The 18,115-nt window shown below is 72.3% G+C and carries 13 protein-coding genes; 8 read left to right on the forward strand and 5 right to left on the reverse strand.

Going from position 1 to position 18,115, the window contains the following annotated elements; all coding sequences use genetic code 11:
* Positions 1–15: 15 nt before the first annotated feature.
* Positions 16–2,004, forward strand: a complete 1,989-nt coding sequence (locus Ate02nite_RS41420) for a serine/threonine protein kinase (protein ID WP_239148101.1) — start codon at positions 16–18, stop codon at positions 2,002–2,004.
* Here the strand turns inward: Ate02nite_RS41420 and Ate02nite_RS41425 are convergent.
* Genes Ate02nite_RS41425 through Ate02nite_RS41440 form a run of 4 tightly spaced genes read right to left on the reverse strand, consistent with a single transcriptional unit; the run spans position 2,001 to position 7,160 of the window.
* Positions 2,001–3,749 (reverse strand): serine/threonine-protein kinase, encoded by a 1,749-nt coding sequence (locus tag Ate02nite_RS41425; RefSeq protein WP_203813417.1) that lies wholly within the window; start codon positions 3,747–3,749, stop codon positions 2,001–2,003. The genes Ate02nite_RS41420 and Ate02nite_RS41425 overlap by 4 nt on opposite strands.
* 57 nt (positions 3,750–3,806) lie before the next feature.
* Entirely contained in the window at positions 3,807–4,745 is a 939-nt protein-coding gene (locus tag Ate02nite_RS41430) for an LLM class F420-dependent oxidoreductase (RefSeq protein ID WP_203813418.1), read from the reverse strand.
* 22 nt (positions 4,746–4,767) lie between these two features.
* A complete protein-coding gene (locus Ate02nite_RS41435; RefSeq protein ID WP_239148102.1) occupies positions 4,768–5,442 on the reverse strand; it encodes an SDR family NAD(P)-dependent oxidoreductase in 675 nt (224 codons plus the stop codon).
* Positions 5,442–7,160, reverse strand: coding sequence for a dihydroxy-acid dehydratase (locus Ate02nite_RS41440; protein ID WP_203813419.1), 1,719 nt, complete (start codon positions 7,158–7,160; stop codon positions 5,442–5,444). The genes Ate02nite_RS41435 and Ate02nite_RS41440 overlap by 1 nt, the downstream gene beginning before the upstream one ends.
* A 78-nt stretch (positions 7,161–7,238) precedes the next feature.
* Here Ate02nite_RS41440 and Ate02nite_RS41445 point away from each other — a divergent pair, with 78 nt between their 5' ends.
* The 7 genes from Ate02nite_RS41445 to Ate02nite_RS41475 all read left to right on the forward strand — a co-directional run bounded on the left by Ate02nite_RS41445 (position 7,239) and on the right by Ate02nite_RS41475 (position 17,587).
* Positions 7,239–8,003 carry an IclR family transcriptional regulator gene (locus Ate02nite_RS41445; protein ID WP_203813420.1) on the forward strand — a complete coding sequence of 255 codons (765 nt, stop codon included), beginning with the start codon at positions 7,239–7,241 and terminating at the stop codon, positions 8,001–8,003.
* Positions 8,000–8,863, forward strand: a complete 864-nt coding sequence (locus Ate02nite_RS41450; protein ID WP_203813421.1) for an SMP-30/gluconolactonase/LRE family protein — start codon at positions 8,000–8,002, stop codon at positions 8,861–8,863. The genes Ate02nite_RS41445 and Ate02nite_RS41450 overlap by 4 nt, the downstream gene beginning before the upstream one ends.
* A 21-nt stretch (positions 8,864–8,884) precedes the next feature.
* Positions 8,885–9,736 carry a fumarylacetoacetate hydrolase family protein gene (locus tag Ate02nite_RS41455; RefSeq protein ID WP_438871325.1) on the forward strand — a complete coding sequence of 284 codons (852 nt, stop codon included), beginning with the start codon at positions 8,885–8,887 and terminating at the stop codon, positions 9,734–9,736.
* Positions 9,736–10,734 carry a zinc-dependent alcohol dehydrogenase gene (locus Ate02nite_RS41460; protein ID WP_203813423.1) on the forward strand — a complete coding sequence of 333 codons (999 nt, stop codon included), beginning with the start codon at positions 9,736–9,738 and terminating at the stop codon, positions 10,732–10,734. Before Ate02nite_RS41455 ends, Ate02nite_RS41460 begins: the two co-directional genes overlap by 1 nt.
* 57 nt (positions 10,735–10,791) lie before the next feature.
* Positions 10,792–11,541 carry an SDR family NAD(P)-dependent oxidoreductase gene (locus Ate02nite_RS41465; RefSeq protein WP_203813424.1) on the forward strand — a complete coding sequence of 250 codons (750 nt, stop codon included), beginning with the start codon at positions 10,792–10,794 and terminating at the stop codon, positions 11,539–11,541.
* A gap of 145 nt (positions 11,542–11,686) precedes the next feature.
* Positions 11,687–14,299, forward strand: coding sequence for an ATP-binding protein (locus Ate02nite_RS41470; protein ID WP_203813425.1), 2,613 nt, complete (start codon positions 11,687–11,689; stop codon positions 14,297–14,299).
* A gap of 99 nt (positions 14,300–14,398) precedes the next feature.
* On the forward strand, positions 14,399–17,587 hold the full coding sequence (locus tag Ate02nite_RS41475) for a hypothetical protein (RefSeq protein ID WP_203813426.1): 3,189 nt from the start codon (positions 14,399–14,401) through the stop codon (positions 17,585–17,587).
* Here the strand turns inward: Ate02nite_RS41475 and Ate02nite_RS41480 are convergent.
* Positions 17,584–18,066 carry a sigma-70 family RNA polymerase sigma factor gene (locus Ate02nite_RS41480; RefSeq protein ID WP_203813427.1) on the reverse strand — a complete coding sequence of 161 codons (483 nt, stop codon included), beginning with the start codon at positions 18,064–18,066 and terminating at the stop codon, positions 17,584–17,586. The genes Ate02nite_RS41475 and Ate02nite_RS41480 overlap by 4 nt on opposite strands.
* Between the last annotated feature and the right edge of the window lie 49 nt (positions 18,067–18,115).

Here is an 18,115-nt window from a genome sequence, read left to right on the forward strand (position 1 = left end):
CCCGGCGATATGATCATGCCGCTGCGTCCTGGCGACCCCACCCGGCTCGGCGTCTACGACCTGCTCGACCGGCTGGGTCAGGGTGGGATGGGTACGGTCTTCCGCGGCCGCGCCGCGGACGGGTCGATGGTCGCCATCAAGATGGTGCGGCCGGAGTTCGCCGACGACCCGGAGTTCCGGGGCCGGTTCCGCAGCGAGGTCAACCGGGCCCGGCAGGTGCCGCCCTTCTCCACCGCCGCGGTGCTGGATGCCGATCCCGAGCACACCCCGCCCTACCTGGTGGTCGAGTTCGTCGACGGCCCGTCCCTCACCGAGCTGGTACGCGACCGGGGTCCGCTGTCGGGCCCCGGTCTGCAGAGTGTGGCGGTCGGCATCGCCACCGCGCTCAGCGCCATTCACGGCGCCGGGGTGATCCATCGTGACCTCAAGCCGGGCAACGTGCTTGTCGCGATGGGTGGCATCAAGGTGATCGACTTCGGCATCGCCCGCGCCTTCGAGACGACAAGCCGGCACACCCGGACCGATCAGATGGTCGGCACGGTCGACTACATGGCGCCGGAACGCTTCGATCCCTCGTACGGCGAGGAGGTGACCTCGGCGGCGGACGTCTTCGCCTGGGGCGCGGTGGTGACCTATGCGGCGACCGGTCGCACCCCGTTCGCCGGCGAGTCCCCGACGGCGACCGCCATGCGCATCCTCACCCAGCCGCCGGATACCTCGGGATTGCCCGCGCCGCTGCGCGGTCTCGTGGAGGCGGCCCTGGCCAAGCATCCCGGGCAGCGTCCGACCGCCCGCCAGTTGCTCGACGCCTTGCTGGGCGGCCAGCCGACGGCGCCCGTCCCGATCCCGCCGCCGGACGACCCCGCCGACGTGGCACCGCCGGCGAAGAAGTTGCGCCGCTTCACCGCGGTCCTCGCGACCCTCGCCGTGCTGCTGGGCGGCGGACTCTACGGGGCGCACCGGCTCAATATGGCCGCCGACGACCCCTCCAGCCCGGCCGCACAGGCGTCGCCGGTGGACGGGCTCACCGCGATCCTGGCCGGTGACCGGCGGTTCTCGATCCAGCTCAGCACCGCCAACCGGTACCTGATGCTCGACCGCGGCGGCGAGGAACTCGAGCTCTCCGACGGCACCGGTTCCCGGTCGCAGTTCGTCCTCGAACCGGTGGGCGTCGAATACCTGATCCGGTCGCTGGGCAACGAGGGCTACGCCGCGCCGCAGACCTGTCTCGGCGTGCGGCTCATCCCGGACGAGCACGCCGCGCCGGTGGTGGGTGCGACCTGCAACCCGACCAAGGGCACCCTGTTCTCGCTGGCCGCCACCGGCGACAAGGACGGCCGGGGACGCCCCACCTACAGCATCCGCAACGCGTACGGCTGGGTGCAGTGGGACACCGACGCCAAGCGATCCGACGTGACCGAGGTCGGCGAGCCCCAGTTCGCCGACAAATACACCCTCGTCGATCGCGGCGAAGATGTACCCGTCACCTCGCCGTCGCCGCCGTCGCCGGCCGCACCGACGACGGCCGGCCCGAAGCTCGTCGACGCGAATGTGTCCGCGCTGAAGAGCTACGCGATCGACCTCGGCGTCCCGGTAGTCATCACCACGTCCCTCGATGCCGGCGCCGAATACCACCTGGATGCGCACCCGGACGGGACCGTGGACTTCACCGGGACGGCCGTCACCGAGACCACCCGGATGACCTTGAAGCCCGCCAAGGTCCGCAAACGTACGAACGACAACCAGAACCACGTCATCATCGTCGCGTCGCCTGCGGCCGGCACCTCAGGACCGGAGTCCTGCGTCACCGACGAACGCAAAGGCATCCTCCGGATGCAGCCCTGCCGCCCGGGAGACGTCACTCAGTCCTGGCACCTGATCCCGGCCGGCGACTCCGGTCTGTTCGAACTGACCGGGGCACACACCGCCGTCCAGGTGGACCGGGGACAGATCGTGGAAGACGGTGGGTGGGCCGCCTTCCAGACGGAGGCGGTCGGCTCCTAGTCGCAGTGCTCGAAGGCGCTGTCGTAGGAGGCGTCGCCGATCGAGCCGCCCCACTTCACGCACACCGCGTCGGCCTTGGCCTTCACCGGCCCCGCGTAGTACTCGAAGCTGCCGCTGTCGGTCACCCGCTCGGCTCCCTCGACCTCCAGATAGGCAGCGGTGCCGGTCGCCGTACCGACGTCGGTGGCCTTGAGGGTGACCGTGCAGTTCTTCAGGTTCTTCACGTTGTAGAGCAGGTAGACCCGGCCGAGCAGGATGCCGTCCGCGCTGTTCAGCGGCGCCTGGTCGATCACCACGAAGGCGGTGCCGCAGACCGCTCGCGGCGTGTAGGGATTGGTGACGGGATCCGAGGTCGCCGTCTGCGACGGCTCCGGCGCCGGATCTCCGGGGTTGGTCACGGTGGGTTCCGCGCCCACCGGCACCGTCGTGGTCGGTCCGACCCCGGCCGAGGTACGGGCGGAAGCACCCGTTTCCGGGCCGGCCGACGGTCCTGGTCGTCCACTCGAGTTGGTGGGCAGGGCGATCGGTTTCTGCTCCCCGGGACCGCCACCGACGCCGAGGTCGGGAATGTCGATCCGGTTGGCGCCGGGCGGCTGCCCCTGTGCGGGAGTCGGTCCCTTTCGCACGGCGAACACGATGCCCAGCCCGGCGGCGGCCAGCAGCACCGCCGACGCCAGCACCAGCGCAATCCTGCGCCGGCCGCCCTCCCTTGGGGTTACCCCAGCAGGACCCGCCGGGCCATGGCCGGCCGGGCCGTTCGGGGGTGAGCCATGGGCCGCCGGGGCGGCGACACCGCCGACGCGAACGGCCGGGGCGGTGTTGATGGGCGCGATGCTGATGGGCGCGCTGCTCGTGGGCGCGGGCGAGACGGGCGGGTCGACCGCTGCCGAGCCGGCGGCGTAGATCGGGGCGCGGCGGGACGGGCCCTGGCCGGTCAGGGCGACCCGGGCCGCGGCGGCGAACGCGGCGGCGCTCTGGTGGCGGCGGGTCGGGTCTTTCTCCAGGGCGCGCAGCACCACGGCCGCCACCTGTGGGGGCACGTCGACCGGCAGGGTGGGCGGGTCGGCCACGATCAGCTGGGCGATCACCTGCAGCGGGTTGTCGCCGACGTAGGGCGGGCGGCCCATCAGGCAGGTGTAGGCGACGGCGCCCAGTGCGTACACATCGGTGGCTGGGGTTATGGGTTTGCCTTCGGCCTGTTCGGGGGCCATGTAGTGGGCCGAGCCCATCACCACGTTGGTGCCGGTCAGGCCGGCGCCGGTGGTCGAGCGGGCCACCCCGAAGTCGACGAGCACGATCGCGCCGCCCGGCCGGACCAGCAGGTTGCTCGGTTTCACGTCGCGGTGGATGATGCCGGCCTCGTGCGCGGCCTGCAGCGCGCCGGCCACCTGCCCGACCACCTCGACGGTCTCGGCCGCGGTCAGCCTGCCGGCCGTTTCGACCCGCTTCGCGAGGGAGGTGCCCTCGATGAACTCCATGACCAGGTAGTCGAGGCCGGCGCCGTCCTCGCCGAAGTCGTAGACCTGGACGATGCCGGGGTGGCGCAGCGACGCCATCATCCGGGCCTCGGTGCGGAAGCGGGCGATGAACCCGGTGTCGGCGGCCAGGCCGGGCAGCAGCACCTTGACCGCGACCGGCCGGTGCAGCAGCCGGTCGGTGCCGCGCCAGACCTCGCCCATGCCGCCGGCGGCGATCCGCTCGGTCAGTTCGTAGCGCTCGCTGAGCACGGCTCCGGGGGACAGCACCCGGTCATGGTACTGGCCGATGCTGTCACCCGGGCCTTTCGCTTTGACGACTCTCTTTTACGACACCAGTGGCTTGAGTGCCTCGCCGGCCGCGGCGACCGCGCCGGGCACATGCCCGTTGCGGATCATGTTGATGGTCAGGCCGGTGATGCCGGGCTCGATCACGTCCTGGTGGATCTGCTCGGCGATCTGGGCCTGGGTGCCGATGAAGACCCGGCTGTGCCGCTCCGGCGGGATGCTGTCCAGGATCTTCTTGGCCTCATCTTCCGAGTCGGCCACCACGGTCATGGCCAGGTAGCTGGTGGCCAGGGTGGCCGGGTCGCGGCCGGCCTCCTCGCAGCGCTGCCGGAGCACGGCCACCTTCTGCGGGATGTCGGCCCGGTCGCAGATGATGTTCATGTGGTCGGCGAACCGGGCGGCCAGCCGGAACGTCTTCTTCTCCCCCGCGCCGCCCAGCATGATCGGGATCTGCGAGCGGTAACGCGGGTTGTTCATCGCGTTTTCCACCTTGTACCACTTACCGGTCAGCGTGGGGTTCTCCCCGCGCAGCATCGGGGCGATGATGTCGAGCGCCTCCTCGAGCCGCTCGAAGCGGTCGGTGAAGGTGCCGAATTCCCACCCGAAGTCGTTGTGCTCCCGCTCGAACCAGCCGGCGCCGATGCCCAGGATGGCCCGCCCGTGCGACACCATGTCGAGCGTGGTGACGGTCTTGGCCAGCATCGGCGGGTTGCGGTAGGTGTTGCCGGTGACCAGGGTCGACAGCTGGATGGTCTCGGTGGCGGTGGCCAGCGCGCCCAGCGTCGTGTACGCCTCCAGCATCGGCTGGTCGGGGGTGCCGATGCCGGGCAGCTGGTAGAAGTGGTCCATCACCAGCACGGTGTCGAAACCGGACGCCTCCGCCTCTCGGGCCTGTGCGATCACGGTGTCGAAGAGGCGCTCGACCGGCGTGTCCGGGTAGGTGAAGTTCGGGATCTGATATCCCAGGCGAATCGTCATACCGCCAGGCTTACCACTCAAATCAGTAGGTGGCACGGCCTCCGCTGATGTCGTAGACCGCGCCGGTGGAAAAGGTGACCCGGTCCGAGCAGAGCCAGGCGATCAACTCGGCGACCTCGGCGGGCTGCCCGACCCGGCGCATCGGGATGAGACCGGTGATGTGGGCGAGAGCGTCGGGGCCGGTGTCGGCGTTCATCGGGGTCTCGATGACGGCCGGGGCGATCGCGTTGGCGAGCACGCCGGTGGTGGCCAACTCCTTGCCGAGCGACTTGGTGAGGGCGATGACCGCGGCCTTGGAGGCGGAGTAGGGCGACATGTTCGGGTTGCCGTCCTTGCCGGCCATGCTGGCGATGTTGACGATCCGCCCCCAGCCCCGCTCGATCATCCCGGGGACGAAGGCCTGGCAGGTGTTGAAGGTGCCGCGCACGTTGACCGCGAAGGTGTGCTCCCAGCCGTCGAGCGGCACCTCCCAGAGCGGCGCGTTGGGGCCGACGATCCCGGCCGAGTTGACCAGGATGTCGACCGGGCCAGCCTCGGCCGCGGCCTGCCTGATCGCGTCGGGGTCGGTGACATCGGCCCGCAGGTCGGCGCCGTCCGCGAGGTCGAGGGTGAGCACCTTGACGCCGTCGGCGGCGAGCCGGTCGGTCACCGCCGCACCGATGCCGCTGCGGCCGCCGGTGACGATCGCGGTGCGCATCAGTGCGACTCCCGGGAGACCTGCGAGCCGCTGGAGCCGATCAGGAAGTCGCAGTCGGCGCCGGTGCTGGCCGGTCCGACCGTGTCGACGTAGAGCTTCTCCCACCCTCGGGTCGGTGCCGCGTAGGCCGCGACCGCCTCGGCCGAGGGTTGCCGGGCGGCCAACTCGTCGTCGGGCAGGTCGACGTCGAGGCGGCGTTTCGCCACGTCGAGCACGATGATGTCGCCGGTGCGCACCTTGGCCAGCGGTCCACCGGCGGCCGCCTCCGGGGTCACGTGCAGGACCACCGTGCCGTACGCGGTGCCGCTCATCCGGCCGTCGCAGATGCGCACCATGTCGCGCACGCCGGCCTCCAGCAGTTTCTTCGGCAGTGGGGTGTTGGAGACCTCGGGCATGCCCGGGTAGCCCTTGGGCCCGCAGCCGCGCAGGATCAGCACGGAGTCGGCGGTGACCTCCAGGTCGGGATCGTCGAGCCGGGCGTGCAGATCTTCGATCGAGTCGAACACGACGGCCGGCCCCCGGTGCGAGAGCAGTTCCGGCGAGGCCGCGGCCGGTTTGATCACCGCGCCGCCCGGGGCGAGGTTGCCGTAGAGCACCGCGATGCCGGCCTCGGGTTGCAGCGGCTCGGCCCGGGCCCGGATGACCTCCCGGTCGTAGACCCGGGCGTCGTCGAGGTAGTCGACAAGCGGGCGCCCGGTGACCGTGATCGCGGCCGGGTCGAGCAGGTCGCGCACCTCGTTGAGGACGGCGTGCAGGCCGCCGGCCCGGTAGAGGTCGTCCATCAGGAAGCGGCCGGCCGGTTGCAGGTCGACAAGCAGCGGCACGCCCGAGCCGACCCGGTCGAAGTCGTCCTGGGTCAACTCGATGCCGAGCCGCCCGGCGATGGCCAGCAGGTGCACGACCGCGTTGGTGGAGCCGCCGATCGCGGCCAGGGTGACGATCGCGTTGAGGAAGCTCGCCCGGGTCAGCACCTGGCTGGGCCGCCGGTCCTCGTCCACCAGGTCGACGGCCAGCACGCCGGTGGCGTGGGCGGCCTCCAGCAGGCGGCTGTCGGGGGCCGGGGTGCCGGCGATGCCGGGCAGGGTCATGCCCAGCGCCTCGGCGAGCAGGCCCATCGTCGAGGCGGTGCCCATCGTGTTGCAGTGGCCGCGGCTGCGGATCATCGAGGACTCGGAGCGGCGGAACTCGGCGGCGCTGAGTGTGCCGGCCCGCACCTCCTCGGACAGCTGCCAGACGCCGGTGCCGCAGCCGAGCGGGACGCCCCGGAAGGTGCCGGTGAGCATCGGCCCGCCCGGCACCACCACGGCCGGGATGTCGACCGAGGCGGCGGCCATCAGCAGCGCCGGGATGGTCTTGTCGCAGCCGCCGAGCAGCACCACGCCGTCGATCGGGTTGGCCCGCAGCATCTCCTCGATGGCCATCGCGGCCATGTTGCGCCAGAGCATCGCGGTCGGTTTGACAAGCGTCTCGCCCAGCGACACCACCGGCAGGTTGAGCGCGATGCCGCCGGCCGCGTGGATGCCGTCGGCGACGCTGCGGGACACCTCGTTGAGGTGCGCGTTGCACGGGGTCAGGTCGGAGGCGGTGTTGGCCATCGCGATGTGCGGTCGCTCGCCGTCGAACGCGTCGGCGGGCAGGCCGCGGCGCATCCAGGCGCGGTGGATGTAGCTGTTGCGGTCATCGCCGCCGTACCACCCGGAACTTCGCCGCTCGGCCATGGTTCGGACGGTAATCCTCTTCGCGGGTTGAAGATAGCGGTTTCATTTTGTCGGAACGGAGGTCTAGCATCCGGAAACATGACCGACCCCGACAGCCGCCTGGTGGGCGCCGACCGTGTCTTGGCCGTGCTGGCCGAGCTGGCCCGGCACGCCGACGGCGTCGGCCTGGAAGACATCGCCCGCGCCATGGACAGCCCGAAACCCACCGTCCACCGATGTCTGGCCGCGCTGCGCCGGGCGGGTTTCGCGACCCAGGACGGCTATGGGCGATATGTTCTGGGCGACGAGTTCCTGCATCTGGCGTTCGCGCACCACGAGGCTCGTCCCGATCATGTGCGGGTGCTGCCGGTGCTGCGGACGCTGTGCGAGCGATACGGCGAGACCGTGCACTACGCGACGCTGGACGGACGATTCGTGGTCTACCGGTCGAAACTCGATCCGCCCACCGGCGCGGTCCGGCTCACCTCGGTGATCGGCGGCCGCAACCTGGCGCACACCACGGCCGTGGGCAAGCTGCTGCTCTCCGGGGTGCTGCTGACCGAGGAAGCGGTGCACGCGTGGGTCGGTGACACCGAGCTGGGCACCCCGACCACCCGCTCGGTCGCCACCGCCGGCCAGCTGTGGGACGAGTTGCGCATCACCCGCGAGCGCGGCTTCGGCACCGACGACCAGGAGAACGAGCCGGGCGTGAACTGCCTGGCCGTCCCGGCCTACCTGACCTCGCCGACCGTGCCGAGCGGCGCGATCAGCATCAGCGGTCTCACCTACCGCACCCCGATCGAGAAACTGGTCGCCGATGTGCCCGCGATCCTCGCGATCGTGGCCGGAACGGAGCTCCCGTGACCACCACGCTGGATGTCACCCCGATCAGCACCGACCGTTACGAGCTGGGCGAGGGCCCGCTCTGGGACCCGGAGCGGCAGCGGCTGCTCTGGGTCGACATCCTGGCCGGGAAGGTGTTCGCCGGCCGTCTCGAGCCGTTCGAGGTGACCGACACCTGGTCGTTCGACGACCTCGCCACCGCGGTCGCCGTCGCCGCCGACGGTTCCCTCCTGGTGGCCGAGCGCGAAACTCTGACGCGGGTCGATCTGGCGGGCGGGCGCACTCCGGTGGCCCGCGTGCTCCCGGCCGGCTGCGGCAGCCGCCTCAACGACGGCGCGGTCGACCCGTCCGGGCGTTTCCTGGTCGGCAGCATGGCCCTCGACGGCCGCACCGGCGAGGAGGTCCTGGTCCGCCTGGAGAACGGCGACTGCACCACGCTCGACGACGACCTCACGCTGTCCAACGGGCTCGCCTGGACCCCGGACGGATACGGGCTTTACAGCATCGACTCGGTGGCCCAGGCGGTCCGGGTCCGCGACTACCCCGACGGCGAGCGCAACGACCTGCTCACGATCACCGGCGGGCTGCCCGACGGCATGTGCACCGACCGCGACGGCAACCTGTGGATCGCGGTGCACGGCGGTGGCCGGGTCGAGTGCCGCAGCCCCGGCGGCACCCTGTTCGGCGTCATCGAGCTCCCCGCGCCCCGGCCCACCAGCGTCGCGTTCGCCGGGCCCGGCCTCGACATCCTGGTCATCACCACCGCCACCGAGGGCATGTCCCCCGACGACCTGGCGGCCCACCCCGACTCGGGCCGCATCTTCACCGCCCGGGTCGGCGTGACCGGTCTGCCCACCCCGTACTGGAATCCCGCCCTCTAAATCGGAGACCTCGTGTATCTCATGCGTGTCGGCGCCCCCGGTGCCGAAAAGCCCGTCGTACGCGTCGACGACACCTTCTACGTCGACGTGTCCGACCTGGTGACCGACTTCGACGAGTTCTTCTTCGGCAGCGGCGGGATCGCCTCGCTGGCCGGGCCGGTCGCCGAGCGGATCGCGGCCGGGGAGACCGAGTCCTTCGGCGACCAGCGGATCGGGGCGCCGATCGCCCGGCCGCACCAGATCCTCTGCATCGGCCTGAACTACCGCGACCACGCCGCCGAGACCGGGCAGGCCGTACCGGACGAGCCGATCCTGTTCACCAAGTCGCCCAACACCCTGATCGGGCCGAACGACGACATCCGCATCCCGCGCGGCTCCACCAAACCCGACTGGGAGGTGGAGCTGGGCATCGTGATCGGCAGCCGCACCTCCTACCTCGACTCGCCCGCCGACGCGCGCGCCGCGATCGCCGGTTACGTGCTGGTCAACGACGTCAGCGAGCGCGCCTTCCAGATGGAACGCGGCGGGCAGTGGAGCAAGGGCAAGAGCGCCGAGACGTTCAACCCGGCCGGGCCGTGGCTGGCCACCCCCGACGAGATCCCGGACGTGCTCGACCTCGGCATGACCCTGGACGTGAACGGCGTGCGCCGGCAGACCGGCAACACCAAGACGATGATCTTCGACCCGTACTTCATCGTTCATTACCTGAGCCAGTTCCTGGTGCTCGAGCCCGGCGACCTGATCAACACCGGCACCCCGCCCGGCGTCGGCATGGGCTTCCAGCCGCAGGTGTGGCTGGCCGCCGGCGACGTGGTAGAGCTGTCCATCGACCGGCTCGGCACCGCCCGCCAGAACGTGATCGGCCCCCGCTGATGCGAGCGCTCGTCCTCACCGGCCCCGGCAAGGCCGAGGTGCTCGACGTGCCGGCCCCGACCCCGGCCGAGGGCCAGGTGGTGGTGGACGTCGAGCGGGTCGGCGTGTGCGGCACCGACATGGAGCTGTTCAGCGGCGAGATGAGCTACCTGCACACCGGGGCGTCGTCCTACCCGCTGCGGCCCGGCCACGAGTGGTGCGGCACGGTGACGGCGGTCGGAGCCGGGGTCGACAAGAGCTGGGCGGGCCGCCGGGTCACCGGCGACACGATGATCGGTTGCGGTCACTGCCGGCGCTGCCTGCAGGGCCGGCACTGGGTCTGTGAGCAGCGGTTCGAGCTGGGCATCCGGGACGGCCTGCCCGGGGCGCTGGCCGAGCAGGTGGCGGTGCCGGCCGGCTACCTGCACGCGCTGCCCGACACGGTCGACGCGACGCTCGGCGCGATGGTCGAGCCGGGCGGCAACGCCCTGCGCTGCGTCGAGGCCGCCCAAATCGGTCCGGGCGAACGGCTGCTGGTGCTCGGCACCGGGACGATCGGGCTGCTGGTCGCCCTGTTCGCCCGGGCCCGCGGCGCCGAGGTGCACCTGGTCGGCCTCGACCTGGCGCTGCCGAAATCGCTGGGCTTCGAGCAGTCGTGGACCCGGGAGACGCTGCCCGACCTGCCGTGGGACGGGATCGTCGACGCGTCCACCGGTGCCGAGATGCCGGCCTTCGCGCTCGACCGGGTCGAGCCCGGCCGCCGGGTCGTCTACATCGGACTGTCCGTGCCGCCCAGCCTGATCGACACCCGAGATCTGGTGCTCAAGGACGTCACCGCGGTCGGCATCCTGGGCGCGTCGGCCGGGCTGGCCGGGGCCATCGAGGCGTACGCCAGCGGCGCGGTCGACCCCCGCCCGCTGGTCGCCGCCACCGTCGGCCTGGCCGACATCGTGGACGTCTTCGCCGGCCGGCGCCCGCCGGGTGCCGGCCCCAAGGTGCACGCCGACCCGCGTTCGTAGCCGTTCGCCGTTCGCGGTCGCATTTCGCGTTCCCGGCCGCATTTCTAGGAGCAAAACATGAGCGAATTCGACGGACTCACCGCGATCGTCACCGGCGGTGCCTCCGGGATCGGGCTGGCCACCGCCACCCTGCTGGCCGCCCGCGGTGCCCGGGTGGCCTGCCTCGACCTCAACCCGAAGGTGGAGCCGCCGCTGATCGGCATCCTCGCCGACGTCACCGACGACCGCTCGGTCCGGGCCGCCGTGCTGTCCGCCGCCGACGCGCTGGGCGGCATCGACCTGCTGATCAACAACGCCGGGATCGGCGCCCAGGGCACGGTCGAGGACAACGACGACGACGAGTGGGCCCGGGTCTTCGACGTCAACGTGCAGGGCATGGTGCGCACCACCCGGGCCGCGCTGCCCTACCTGCGGCGCTCGTCGCACGCCGCGATCGTCAACGTGTCGTCGATCGCGGCCACCGCCGGGCTGCCGCAGCGGGCGCTCTACTCCGCGACCAAGGGCGCGGTGCTGTCGCTGACCCTGGCCATGGCAGCCGACCACCTGGCCGACGGCGTGCGGGTCAACTGCGTGAACCCCGGCACCGCCGACACCCCGTGGGTCGGCCGCCTGCTGGCCAAGGCCGCCGACCCGGAGGCCGAGCGGGCCGCCCTGGAAGCCCGCCAGCCAACCGGCCGCCTGGTAAGCGCGGACGAGGTAGCGGCGGCAATCGCCTACCTGGCCGGCCCACTCGCGTCAGCCACCACCGGCACCTCACTAGCGGTGGACGGCGGCATGCAGGGCCTGCGGCTGCGCCCCCGCACGTAGGCCCCGCACCAAATTCGACCGCCGGCGCGGCAGGCCGGGAGGCTGGGCTGGGCCGGGCCGGGCCGGGCTGGGGCGGGGCGGCCGGGGCCGTCACACTCGGCGGTGGTGCCGCTGGGGGCATCGGCGTTGCTGTCATCATGGCGCGGTGTGGCTCTCCCTGTTCGGGTCCCTGAGTGCTCGCGTGTCCGGCGTCGAGCTTTCGCTCGGGCCGCCGCAGCAGCGGGCCATGCTGGCATTGCTGCTGGCCCGGTGCGGCACGCCGGTCTCGCCGGATGACCTGGTCGCCGCGCTGTGGCCGGGCGGGACCGCGCCCGCGTCGGCGGCCGGGATCGTGCACCGGTACGCCAGTGGGCTGCGGCGGGCCCTCGAACCGGGGATGCCGGCTCGGGCGCCGAGCCGGTGGATCGTCCGGTCCAGCGCCGGCTACGCCCTGATCGCCGACGCCGAGTCGGCCGATGTGGCCCGGCTGCGCGCGCTGCATGTGCCCGGCGCCTCGCTGGACGAACTGCTGGAGGCGTGTGCGCTGACCGCTGAGCCGGTCGACCCGGGCCTCGCGGTGCGGTCCCACCCATGGCTGCAGGCGTTGGAGGCGGAACGGTCGGCCGTGCTGATCGCGGCCGCCGACCTGGCCCTGCCGTCGGGGCAGACGTCGCGGGTGGTGCCGCTGCTGCGGGCGTTCGCCCCGCCGGACACCGCGATCACCACCCGGCTGGCCCGGGCCCTCGAACCGGCCACCCGGCCGGCTCAGCTCCCGGCCGATCCGGGGGTGTTCGCCGGGCGGTCCCGGGAGCTGGCGCAACTGGCGGCCGGGCCGGCGCCGGTCACGGTGATCACCGGGGTCGGCGGAGCCGGCAAGACCACCCTCGCGGTCCGGTGGGCGCACCGGCTCGCCTCGGAACACCCCGACGGGCAACTTTTCGTCAACCTCAACGGCTTCGACCCGGTGCGGCCGCCGGTCGACGCGGCCACCGCGCTGCACGGATTCCTCGAGGCGCTCGGCGTCCCGGCTCCGTCCATTCCGGCCGGTCTGCCGGCCCGGACCGATCAATTCCGGTCACTGGTGGCTGGGCGGCGGATGCTGATCCTGATCGACAACGCCCGGTACGCCGCCGACGTGCGGCTGCTGCTGCCCGACTCGGCCGGGGTGACCGTGCTGGTCACCAGCCGGCACCCGCTGACCGAGCTGGCCGGGCGCCGGGTCGAGCTGGGCGTGTTCGACACCGGGGAAGCGCGCGAACTGCTGGCCGCCCGGATCGGGGCCGCGCGGGTGGCGGCCGCCCCGGACGCGGTCGACGACCTCGTCCGGCAGTGCGGCGGGCTCGCCCTCGCGCTGGCCATCGTGGCCGCCCGGGCCGCGGTGAACCCGCGGTTCGACCTGGCCGCGCTGGCCGAGGAGATCACCGCCCGGCGGCTCGACGGCTTCGACGTGGACGCGCCCGGCGCCGACCTGCGGGCCACCTTCACCTCCTCCTACCGGATGCTGAGCCCGGCCGCCGCCCGCCTGTTCCGCCTCCTGCCGATGCTGCCCGGCCCCGACTTCGCCGCCCCAGCCACCGTCGCCCTGGCCGGCCACCCGGCCGAGACGGCGGCGGCCCTGGCCGAACTTGTTGACGCTCAGCTGGTTACCACGCCGCGGCCTGGGCGCTATGGGCTGCATGACCTGATCCGCGAATACGCGGACGAACTGGCCGAGCCCGGGCGGGTGGAGGCGCTGCGCCGGGCCCTTGACCACTGCCTGCGCAGCGCGGTTGCCGGGCGGAACCTGCTGTCGCCGCAGCGGGCGCCCGTGCCGCTGCCGGCGCTCTCCCCCGGGGTCGTGCCGCTGGCCTTTCCGGCGCGGGCCGATGTCACCGCCTGGTATGCCGACGAGCGTCCGGTGCTGGCCGACGCCGTGCAGGTCGCCCACCGGCACCGGCTCGATCGGCACGCCGCCGCGCTCGCCTGGGCGAGCGCCACCTTTCACAGCATCAACGGGCACTGGCACGACCTGCTCGTCGCGCACCGGACGGGACTGGCCAGTGCTCTGCGCGCCGGGGACCGGTGGTGGGCCGCCGTCCTGCACCGCTACCTCGGCCGGGCGCTTGTCGCGTTCGACGACTTCGCCGGGGCGGAACACCACCGGCACGAGGCGCTGCGGCTGTTCGAGGAGCTCGGGGACCGGCGGTGGACCGCTCACTCGCTGATCTCGATCGCCAGCGATCGGGCCAACCGCTCCGAGCTGCTCTCCGCGGCCGAGCTGGATGAGGTGATCGGCCTGTACCTGCGGGCCCGGGAGCTGTACCGGGAGGCCCGGGAGCTGAACCCGGGCGAGGGCGGGCCGGACGAGGCGACGGTTCTGCTGCACGTCGGCTGGCTGCTGAACCATCATTCGGACCGGCTGCCCGAGGCCGTCGGCCACCTGCGTCAGTCGCTCGCGCTGCTGAGCGACACCGACGAGGTCAACCTGCGGGCCAACGCCGGTGGTTACCTGGGTCAGTCGCTGGCGCTGCTCGGCGACTACGACGAGGCCATCGCGGTCTTCCATGCCGCCGACCGGGACTGGGCCGACCTGGGCGAGCGCTTCTACCGGGCCGAGGTGCAGACTCAGCTGGGCGTCTGCCTGTGGAAGACCGGGTCGCCGGACGCGGCTCTGGTCGCCTGGGAGCACGCCACCGACCTGCTCGACGGCGTGGTCCTGGCGGTCGCCGACACCCTCCGTACCCGCCTGGATGGTTTCCGGAAAGACCCGGAAAGCGCCACCATCCATCCGGCGGCCTGACGGATGATCGGATCGAACCGGCTCGGATGATCCGCCCGCATCACGATGTTGGTCGGACAGCGGACAGTGGCCGCCGCGGCACCGGAGCAAGGTGCGCCCGTGACCTCCGAGCGCGAACTTCCGTGGTGGCTGGCCTGGCCGATGGTGCTTCTCGGCGCGGTGGCCAGCATCGTGATGGGCGAGGCCGCCGGCCTGCTCAACCGGTTGCAGCTGGCGGGGCAGCCGCACTACGGCGCCGGGTCGCTGACCGGCTGGCCGGGGCTGCCCTGGGCGCACCGGGAGATCACCGCGGCGATCACCGCCTGGTCCGACCGGACGGCCGCGCCCGGCCTGCGTGACCAGGCGCTGCTCTGGGTGCACGTCTACCTCGTCGCGGACCTGGTGTTCATCGCGGCCTACGGGACGCTGCTGATCGCCGCGCTGCTGACCACCCGGTACAACTGGGCCGCGATTCGGCGGCTGGTGCTGCCGGTGGCCGTACTCGACCTGGCCGAAACGCTCTGGACCTGGCTGGTCGTGGGTGACCTGGGCGGGGCGCCGAACGGCGCCGCCGCGACCGTGCTTGCCGTCCTCACCGCACTCAAGTGGGTGGCGCTGGCCATCGCGGTCGGCGCGGTGCTGCTGAAGTGGCTCACCCCGGAGCCGGGGCCGCAACCGCCGGGCAAGGGACCGCGGATCTGGCGCCGGCATCGCGTGCAGATGGTCGCGGTGGCGCTGCTGTTCCTGGTGTTCGCCGCCCCGCTGCACGGGCCCCTCGATCAGATCCAGGACATCGTCCGGGCCTGGCTGCAGAAGGGTTTCCCGCTCGGCGCGGTGGCCGGCCCGCTGGCCGGCACCGTGCTGCTGTGCGTCGCGCTGTGGGTGGCCGGCCGCTGGGCACTTCTCGACGGGGTCGACGAGGGATCGGAACGCGAGCACGAGCAGTGGCGGCCGTCGCTGATCGCGGGCGGGATCGTCGCCGGCCTCTGCCTCGTGCTCTGGCTCGTGCCCGGCATCGACATGGGCCTCAACCTGCTCGGGGTCGCCCTGCTGCTGGTCGCCGCCGGCGGGGCGAGCTACCTGGTCACGACGTACGGCTCGGAGTTGTGGCTTTTCAAGCCGTCGAAGACGGCATCCGACCGCGGCCCGGAACAGCTCGACCGGCCCGGTGACGACTGGGCCCGGGTCCGCTACGTCGGCCGGCTGCTGGCCGTGGCGCCGCTGGTCGCCCTCGGGATGTTGCTGGTCCGGGCGTTCAGCGGGATGGCCATGGTGCCCCGCGATGTCCTGCCGCTGCACGACTCCGCCGTCGACCAGGAGGTCACCACCGGCGACATCTGGGTGTGGCTGATCGTCGGCGGTCTGCTGGTGGCGGCGGTGGCCCCGCTGGCCGCCTGGGGCATCGCCACGGCGGAGAAACGCTGGCTCGACCGGGAGAACACAACGAAGGCCCAGGTACGGGTGCCGAACGTGGTCGGCATCGTCGTTCTGGTGATCGGCGTGGCCGCCACGGTCGCCGGGACGCTTGATCCCCGGTGGACGGGCCAGGTGCTGCGGGTGATCGGGCTGATCGCGACGCTGGGGGCCACCCTGGTGATCGCGTTCGGCTGGATGCAGCGCCGGGTCGAGCTGCACCGGCCCGCTCCGGTGTTCCGCCGGCTGGACCGCACGCCGGTGCTGATTCTCAGCATCGCCGCGCTGATGATCGCCGCCCAGTTCGACGCCGGCCGCTACCACGCCGTCCATGTCGGCGAGGGTGACCACACCTCCCCGCCGGCCGGTAACGCGCTCGATGCGAGCTTCCGGAGCTGGCTGGGGGCGGTGCGGGACGGCTGCCTGCCCGCTGCCGGGGCGACCGCCGGCGGCCGGCCGGCGGTTCCGCTCGTGCTGGTCGCCGCGCCCGGCGGCGGGGCCCGCGCCGCCTACTGGACGGCCGCCGCCCTGGACGATCTCACCAACCCGGAGCTGCAGAAAGCCGCCGTCCGCCGGGCCGATCCGAACGGGACCGGCGTCGCCTGCGGGGAGCGGGCGCTCTTCGCGATCAGCGGGGTGTCCGGCGGCAGCGTGGGCGCGGCCGCATGGGCCGTCGCCAAGTACGGCGCCACCACGGCCGGGGTGCCGACCAACTCGGAACTGGTCACCGGGGCCAAGTCGGTGTCCGCCCTGATCCAGGAGGATCCGCTGGCCGCGGGCCTGGCGGCCGGCCTCTACCGGGACTTCCCGCGCATCCTGCATGGCGTCGACGGCTACCGCGACCACTTGATGCCCGACCGGGCCCGCACCATCGAGGAGGGCTGGGAGCACGAGAACCCGGCGATGGCCGCCGACATGATGACGATGGCGCCGGCCGGGCAGCCGTGGCGTCCGCTGCTGATGTTCAACGGCACCGCGGTGGAGACCGGCTGCCGGGTGGTGGTCGGGCCGATCCCGGCGGCGGTCACCGCCCACCAGCCGGCCGAGAAGCTGAAGAGCTGCCGGGCGGCGGCCGGGCCGACCACCGCCGGCAGGTCGGGCCTGTTCGCGGTGGGTGCGCTGGACGCCCGCGACTACCTGGGCCGGCAGACCGGCGACGGCTGCGAGACCGCCGACGACGCCACCTTCCGGCTGTCCACGGCCGCGTTGCTGTCGGCTCGGTTCCCGTACATCACTCCGACTGGATCTTTGGTCTTCTGCCCGGAGGGCGGGGGTGTTTCCAAGACCTTCGACGTGGACGGCGGGTACCTGGAGAACAACGGCATCGCGCTCGCCCTGGACCTGTGGCGAGCGCTGGAACCCATGGTGGCCGAGCACAACCGCACGGCGTCCGGCACCGATCCGCTGGTCGCGCCGATGCTCGTCGTGCTGGACAACCACTACCAGAGCGCGGGTGCGGCGCAGGCGGCCGACCGGCCGGTCGAGTTGGTCGCCCCGGTGACCGCCTACCTGGCCCCGCGCCAGGCCCAGACCGACCCGATCATGTTGCAGGACGCCCTGATGGAGCTGTCCGGACCGCTGCCCGGGCTGGCGCAGGGTCAGCTGCGGGTCGGGCGGAACGCCTGCGCCGACAGCCGGGTCTTCCGGGTGGCGCCGAACGTCCATCCCGGCGTGGAGGCCCCGCTGGGCTGGGTGCTCTCCCGGCCGTCGCAGCAGGACCTGCGCTCGGAGCTGGACAAACAGGTGGTCCTCGGTGACCTGTGCCGGACCGCCTCGGATCCGGTGGCCGGCGACGATGACGCGACCACCCCGGCGACCGGCACGGTTCCCGCGCTGGAACCCGGCCAGATGGCGCCGGCCCTGCAGATGATGGGCGGCGCGCTCAACGTTCCTTAGTCGACCGGGCCGAGGATGCCGGCCAGCGCGCGCAGGGCGTAGAAGCGGCGCGAGCGCACCGTGCCCTCCGGGACGTTCAGGCGTTCGGCCAGCTCGCGCGGGGTGACGTCGTTGTAGTAGAGCTCGACAAGCACCTCGCGATGCTGCTCGCCCAGTGCGGACAGCGCCGTGCGCACCGAGCGGACGTTGGCGATCTGCTCGGCGTGGTCCGAGACGGACGGGATCTCCTGGTACTCGGCCACCGCGGCCCGGGCGTTGCGCACCTGGCGCTTGCGGGTCGCGTCGATGAACACCCGACGGGCCACCGTGAACAGCCACGGCCGGGCCAGGTCCGGGGTCACCGGCACGGTGTCCATGTTCCGCCACGCCTTCAGCATGGTGTCCTGCAGCAGGTCGTCCGCGAGATGCCGCTCCCCCATCGTCAGCCGCATCAGGTAACGGCGCAACGGCTCCCCGTGTGCCGCGTGCAACTCCCGCATTCGATCAAAGTCGGTCGATACCGGCGCTGTCGTCAAGTGTTTCTCCCCC

Source organism: Paractinoplanes tereljensis (genome assembly GCF_016862435.1).
In the GTDB taxonomy this organism is placed as follows: domain Bacteria; phylum Actinomycetota; class Actinomycetes; order Mycobacteriales; family Micromonosporaceae; genus Actinoplanes; species Actinoplanes tereljensis.